Source organism: Cytobacillus horneckiae (genome assembly GCF_002835735.1).
Classification (GTDB): domain Bacteria; phylum Bacillota; class Bacilli; order Bacillales; family Cytobacillaceae; genus Cytobacillus; species Cytobacillus horneckiae.
In genome coordinates, this window is sequence record NZ_PISD01000001.1 from 63,711 (window position 1) to 70,950 (window position 7,240).

Consider the following 7,240-nt stretch of genomic DNA (forward strand, 5'->3'; position numbering starts at 1 on the left):
CCTTAAGTGTACTTTTATTTTTCTAGCTGGATAGGTTTAAGTGGATAAACGAGGGGGTAATAGTAAAAGATTTATATAGAATATTAATGGGGGAAAGCGGATGATTACCTTTTCAGATGTTTCAAAAAGATATAATAACAGCAACGCGGTAAGATCGCTCGATTTTAGCATTAATGAAGGAGAGTTTTTTGTCCTGATTGGCCCGAGCGGTTGCGGGAAGACAACAACATTAAAGATGATGAATCGATTAATTGATCCTTCGTCTGGCAGCATAATGATCGAACAGCAGGAGATTAAGGAATACAATATTCATCAGCTCAGATATCAGATTGGTTATGTCTTGCAGCAGATTGCTCTTTTTCCTCATATGACGATTGAAGAGAATATTTCAATCGTGCCTGAATTGAAAAAGTGGAAGCAGGCAGATATTACGAACCGTGTAGCAGAGCTGTTGGAATTGGTCGGTCTTGATCCGGAAAAATACAGGAAAAGAAAGCCTAGAGAGCTTTCGGGCGGACAGCAGCAAAGAATAGGTGTAGCAAGAGCGCTTGCGGCAGATCCTAAAATCATTTTAATGGATGAGCCATTTAGTGCACTCGATCCGATTACGCGCGAAAAGCTTCAGGATGATTTGTTGGAGTTGAAAAATAGTATTAGAAAAACGATTGTTTTTGTTACGCATGATATAAAAGAAGCTTTAAAGCTTGGTGACAGGGTTGCGGTAATGAATAAAGGGGAAATTGTGCAAATCGGCACAAAGGATGATTTGTTATTTCGTCCTGTTAACGATTTTGTTAAAGATTTTATAGGCACTAGGCAGCCGTCATCACAAAACATAAATTTGAATGAATTAATGATACATAATATTTCAGAAGATATTACTTTGACAAAAGAGCAATCCGTTTCCCCAGCTATATCGCTGGAAGAATTGCTCGAATTGCTGTCAGCTTACGACTATTTGGTTGTGGAAGACAATAATCAGAGACTTGGGTTTATTGATCGTCAAGCGATGATTACTTATTTGGCTAATCAAGGTGCAAAGAGAGGATTAGCACATGAATAACTTAATAGAAGTTTTTTCTCAAAGGCAGGATCAGCTAGTCGATGCTTTAATAGAGCATATGCAAATTTCATTTATTTCCCTTCTCTTTGCCTTAATTATTGCGATACCAACTGGCATTTATTTAACCCGCAAGGTAAAATTTGCGGAAAGCATTATAGGCATCACAGCCGTGCTGCAAACCATTCCGTCTCTTGCTTTGCTCGGTTTGCTTATTCCTTTATTTGGCATAGGTAAAGTTCCAGCAATTATTGCGCTAGTTGCTTATGCGTTATTGCCAATATTAAGAAATACATATACTGGCATAAAGGAAGTTGATTCATCATTAACGGAAGCTGCACGAGCCATGGGCATGAATCAATATCAGCAGTTAATAAAGGTGGAGCTTCCCCTTGCTGTTCCTGTCATTATGGCCGGGATTAGAACAGGGATGGTGCTCATTATAGGTACAGCTACTTTAGCTGCATTAATTGGAGCCGGTGGCTTAGGTGATCTCATTTTACTTGGTATAGACAGAAATGATACATATTTAATTTTAATTGGAGCCGTCCCCGCGGCACTATTAGCGATTCTGTTTGATATTTTATTACGGAAACTGGAGAAGTTGTCATTAAAAAACGCTTTGCGCATCTTTGGCAGCATCGTCATCGCCGCCATTCTAATCATGCTCGTCCCTGTTGTTTTTAACCAGGAAAAAGATATAACAATTGCTGGGAAATTGGGCTCGGAGCCGGAAATATTAATCAATATGTATAAATTGCTTATCGAGAATGAAACAGATTTAGAAGTGGAATTGCAGCCGGGGCTAGGAAAAACCTCCTTTGTGTTTAAAGCGCTTGAATCAGGCAGCATTGATGTTTATCCAGAATTTACTGGAACGGTTATTTCTGAATTCTTAAAAGAAAAAGCAGTCAGTACGAAAAGCGATGAAGTGTATGAGCAGGCAAAGGTAGGAATAAAGGAACAATTTAATATGGTGCTACTTGAACCGATGAGCTTTAATAATACTTACGCCCTTGCTGTTCCTAAAGATTTTGCAGAAGAACATGAGTTAACAGCGATTTCAGATTTAAAAGGAATTCAATCACTTGTTAAGCCTGGATTTACATTGGAGTTTTCCGATCGTGAAGACGGCTATCTAGGGATTCAGGAAATGTACAATATTGAATTTCCGAATGTTGTCACGATGGAGCCTAAGCTCCGCTATCGGGCCATTGAAAATGGTGAAATCAATTTAGTGGATGCTTATTCAACCGATTCTGAACTAAGGCAATATGAATTGATTGTGCTTGAGGATGACCAAACATTATTTCCGCCATATCAAGGGGCGCCAATGCTGACCCAAGAGACAATAGATAAATATCCTGAAATTGTTGAACCGCTTAACAAGCTTTCTGGAAAGATCAATGATGATGAGATGAGGCAAATGAATTATGAGGTGAATGTGGAAGGAAGAAATCCAGCTGAAGTCGCAAGAGAATATTTGGAGAAAGAAGACCTACTATAGAATAGTAAAACTTGGGAACTGTTGAGTCCCAAGTTTTTTATTTAGTAATGAATTGCTATATATTATTTCTTTTATTTGTGAAAAATTGACAACCTTCTTGTCTCTTATTCGTATAACAATCATAGGAGGTGAGCAATTGTGCTATTAAATGTAAAAATAAAATCCGCAGGGTATGAAAAGGATGAAGCAACCATTCAACAGGTTGATTTTAGTATAGATAAAGGGGAGCTTATCGGTTTAATCGGTCCGAATGGCGCTGGAAAAAGTACGACTATAAAAGCGATTCTTGGCCTTCTGGAGTATAATAGCGGTGCAATTGAATTTATGGATAATGCCAGCTATTCCTACATACCTGAGCGGCCGGTATTTTATGATGAACTGACATTATGGGAGCATTTAGATTTTGTCGCTGCTGTGGAAGGGCTTGATGACCAAGCTTACCAGGAAAAAGCAAATAGATTATTAGAAAGCTATAAACTTGCTGAGCATGCCCATGAAATGCCTGCGAAGTATTCCAAAGGCATGCAGCAAAAAGCAATGCTCATCTTAGCGATGATTACCGAACCGGATGTCTATATCATTGATGAGCCATTTATCGGGCTGGACCCGAATGCGATGAAGCTATTTCTGTCATCCATTAAAGCTGAAAGAGAGCGCGGTGCAGCTATACTTATGTCCACACATGTTTTAGATACTGCAGAAAAAGTATGCGACCGTTTTATTATTATTCATAAAGGTCGCCTTCAGGCTGAAGGAACGCTTGATGGCATTCGAACACAATGCCAGCTGCCTGCCGGTTCTTTGTATGATTGTTTTCATTTCATTGCAGAAGGTAAAACGGATGAATAGCTGGAATGTCTTTTCAATAAGGCGAAGGAAGAACCGCAAGTATCAGTTCAAAGTATTCCGTTCAGTAGCTGATTGGACTGTAATTGTTTACATCCTGTTTCCAGCTGCAGTGATCATACTTTTCAATTATTTTTCTTATTGGAAAGATACTCCTGGCTGGATAGAATATCTTCCTTTTTCTCTCATTTTCTTTTTTATCTTCCTTTTATCCTGGCATGGAAATATACGAACGTATGTAGAAGAGGCCGATAAAGTCTTTTTAATAAAAAATAGAAGCCTTTTCTTGAATATGAAGAAATGGGCTTACGGACATACTATTTTTACCGAAACTTTTTCTTTATTAAGTTTATTTATATTTTTGCTCCCTCATTTGCTCAACTATTATCGGTTACAATGGCATGAATTGTTTTTGCTTTTTATTTTTTTTCTGTCATTGAATTTACTTATCATATTAATAAAATATTACGTGAAAATGATAGAGAAAAGATGGAAACAGGTTTTGATGTATACCATGGTTTTTATTCTTTTATCCGGATACACAATCCTAATCTTTCAATTATGGCAATCAGCGTTCATGCTGCCTATTTTTCTTCTATCTGTCAGTTTGCTTGCTGTAGCGATCATGTTAAGTTTTGCCTCCCTGCTTCGAATTGGATTTATCGAACATGAAATAAAAATCTATCAGGAAAATAGAACGCAAAATATTGAAATGATTTTTATGATAGCTCCTTAGATTGAAAAGCCGGTAATTTCAAAAAGAACAAAGCCGCTGTTCTTTAGAAAGTCAAAGCGCCTATTTAAACATCGCCATGCTGCAAATGGTTTTACTGAGCTATTTATAAAATCATTTATGCGCAGTTCCGCCTATTGGTTAAGCTTTCTGCAAATCATCTCTGTTTGTACAGCAGGTATAGTGGCCATCCCGCCAATGTGGGTGAAAATTAGTCTGTTCTTTATTTTTCTTATATGGATGAGTACTTGGCTGCAAAATGCATGGGATAGAATATTTTTTATGAATCCTCAAGGAAGGAAGTATTTCGAGCGGGATGAGTTTTATATTGCAAGAAAAAGAGCAGTAAGATATTTTCTGCTAATAGGATTAATGATTCTACTTCCTCTTGTTTTAACGGGAACATTCGTTTATTCTTCCTTCATATAATGCTGGATATATATGAGTATTGCGGGAAATGTTATAATAGCTATTAGACTTTTAAGTATCATTCTCAGGCACGGAAGAAACGTGTCGATTACATATTCAGGAGGTTTCGTAGGTTGGGACAAATTAATTGGCAAGAAGAAGTAATGAAAAGAAGAGATGATATCATTGCTGATACACAGAAGCTTCTTCAAATCAAAAGTGTATTAGATGATGAAAATCCGGAAGCGGATGCACCGCTTGGGAGAGGCATAAAAGAAGCGCTAGATTTTATGCTTAATCTTGGGCAACAGGATGGTTTTACTCCAAAAAATGTTGATAATCTTGCAGGCCACTTACAATTTGGCGAGGGAGAGGATATACTCGGAATTCTCTGTCATGTCGACGTTGTTCCAGAGGGTGACGGATGGACAAGTGACCCTTATGCTGCTGAAATTAGAGACGGGAAGATTTTTGCCAGAGGTGCGATTGATGATAAAGGGCCGACGATGGCCGCTTATTATGCAATGAAAATAATTAAAGAGCTGGGTCTTCCTGTTAATAAACGGGTACGCATGATTATTGGGACAGACGAAGAGAGTGATTGGCGCTGCGTCGATCGTTATTTTGAAAAGGAAGAGATGCCGACAATCGGATTTGCGCCTGATGCTGATTTTCCAATAATTTATGCGGAAAAAGGGATTGCGGATTATGATATCATCCAAGTTGACGGAGATGAAGCAGAAGTTGAAAATCCTCAAGCAGAGCTCGTTTTTTTCCAATCTGGCAGAAGGTATAATATGGTTCCTGATTTTGCGCAAGCCTCTTTGTTCATTAATTTTGAACCAACTGAAATCGTTCAAAAATATGCAGACTTTTTACAAGATAAAGGACTTGCAGGCAATTATTATATGGAGAATGGAGAGCTCATTCTGGAGCTTGAAGGTGTATCTGCACACGGGATGGAACCGAGAAACGGCAAAAATGCCGGGCTATTGATGGCGGATTTTTTAGCAGAAATTCAACTGAATGGAAAGGCTGCCGCATTTATTCAATTTACTCATAAGTATTTTGCCAACGATACAAGAGGGGATCATTTAGGCATCGCGTATTCAGATGATATCACTGGTGATTTAACCATAAATGTAGGAAAGCTGAAATACACAAAAGAAGAAGGCGGCAGTCTTGGATTAAATATGCGCTATCCTGTTACAACGGATATGGATGCAACGATGAGACAGCTTGAACATTCAGTGAAAGCGGAACATATGAGCATAGTAAATTTCGATGATTCAAAGCCCCATCATGTAGATAAAGATGAGTTTCTTATTCAAACCTTGCAAAAGGTGTATGAAGAACAAACGGGTGAAAAAGCGGAACTTCTTTCCATTGGCGGAGGCACCTATGCCCGCTCATTAAAGGCAGGGGTTGCATTTGGCGCACTATTCCCTGGAAGAGAGGATGTAGCTCATCAAAAAGATGAATACATGTATATTGCAGACTTATTAAATGCGACAGCTATTTACGCACAAGCCATTCATGAACTAACTAAATAATCTATTGTCAAATAGGCTTTATCTTGATAAGATAGCATCAAAGTTTAATGCTTTAAAGGAATTAAGTTATTATGAAGATTAAGGAGATGCAGGGGAAATGGAATTCGTCATATTAAATGGCAATATAATTAATCGTTCAGAAGCAAGTATAGATATTGAAGACCGCGGCTACCAATTTGGCGACGGTGTATACGAAGTGATTCGTGTTTACAACGGAAAGATGTTTACTGCACAAGAGCATTTAGAGCGTATTTTATTGAGCGCAAAGAAAATCGGGATGGAAATTACTTTTACTGTTGAAGAAATGAAAACTCTTTTAGCTGAATTGATTCAAAAAAATAATGTTCAATTAGGAACGATTTATATGCAATTCTCAAGGGGAGTTTCACCACGTAACCATCCATTTCCAGTGCCGGCTGTGCCGCAGAGCTTTGTTGCGTATACGAAGGAAATTGTGCGCCCGCTTGCCAATCTTGAGAATGGAGTAAAAGCAATCTTAAAAGATGATATTCGCTGGCTGCTTTGTGATATTAAAAGTTTAAATTTACTTGGCAACATAATGGCTAAGCAAGAAGCTGTTGCTGCAGGCTGCTATGAAGCTATTCAGCATCGCGGTGATATTGTAACAGAAGGAAGCTCTTCAAATATCTCCATTATTAAAGATGGCAAAATGCACACCCATCCTGCAGATAATTTAATTTTAAACGGAATTACAAGAAGGAAAATCATTGAAGTATGTGAAAAAGGGTCTATTCCTTATGTCGAAGCTGCGTTTACACTCGCTGATCTTGAAAATGCGGATGAAGTATTTTTATCCAGCACAACTTCAGAAATTACGCCAATCGTGGAAATTGACGGTAAGCAAGTGGGCAATGGCATGCCAGGACCAGTAACAAAGAAAATTCAAGTATTATTTGATAAGGAAATTGAAACAGAATGCGGAAGTTTAAAAGCAAATATGAAGTAAAGTGTAAACAGGGTGCCTTAAAATGGGCACTCTGTTTTTTTTTGATGAAGAGAGGCGCAAAAAGTGTGCGGACTAACGCAAAAAAGGAGGGAGGCGCAAAAAGCATACGAGTTGACGCAAAAAAGAGAGAAGAGGCGCAAAGAGTGTGCGGACTGACGCAAAAAGG

General features: G+C 38.3%; 5 protein-coding genes and 1 pseudogene. All 6 read left to right on the forward strand.

From position 1 onward, the window contains the following. Window positions 1-100 precede the first annotated feature (100 nt). The 6 genes and pseudogenes from CWS20_RS00390 to dat all read left to right on the forward strand — a co-directional run bounded on the left by CWS20_RS00390 (window position 101) and on the right by dat (window position 7,074). The gene (locus tag CWS20_RS00390; RefSeq protein ID WP_066191057.1) at window positions 101-1,063 is read left to right on the forward strand and encodes an ABC transporter ATP-binding protein; all 963 of its coding nucleotides are present in this window, start codon (window positions 101-103) and stop codon (window positions 1,061-1,063) included. Further along, complete coding sequence (gene opuFB / locus CWS20_RS00395; protein WP_066191058.1) at window positions 1,056-2,567, forward strand: osmoprotectant update ABC transporter permease/substrate-binding subunit OpuFB; 1,512 nt, start codon at window positions 1,056-1,058, stop codon at window positions 2,565-2,567. Before CWS20_RS00390 ends, opuFB begins: the two co-directional genes overlap by 8 nt. A 135-nt stretch (window positions 2,568-2,702) precedes the next feature. Continuing rightward, entirely contained in the window at window positions 2,703-3,416 is a 714-nt protein-coding gene (locus CWS20_RS00400) for an ABC transporter ATP-binding protein (protein WP_066191061.1), read from the forward strand. Beyond that, window positions 3,409-4,575 (forward strand): annotated as a pseudogene (locus tag CWS20_RS28510) (ABC transporter permease). The gene CWS20_RS00400 and the pseudogene CWS20_RS28510 overlap by 8 nt, the downstream one beginning before the upstream one ends. Before the next feature lie 113 nt (window positions 4,576-4,688). Further along, complete coding sequence (gene pepV / locus CWS20_RS00415) at window positions 4,689-6,107, forward strand: dipeptidase PepV (protein ID WP_083957176.1); 1,419 nt, start codon at window positions 4,689-4,691, stop codon at window positions 6,105-6,107. Between the two features lie 97 nt (window positions 6,108-6,204). Beyond that, window positions 6,205-7,074 carry a D-amino-acid transaminase gene (gene dat / locus CWS20_RS00420; protein WP_066191066.1) on the forward strand — a complete coding sequence of 290 codons (870 nt, stop codon included), beginning with the start codon at window positions 6,205-6,207 and terminating at the stop codon, window positions 7,072-7,074. Window positions 7,075-7,240 lie beyond the last annotated feature (166 nt).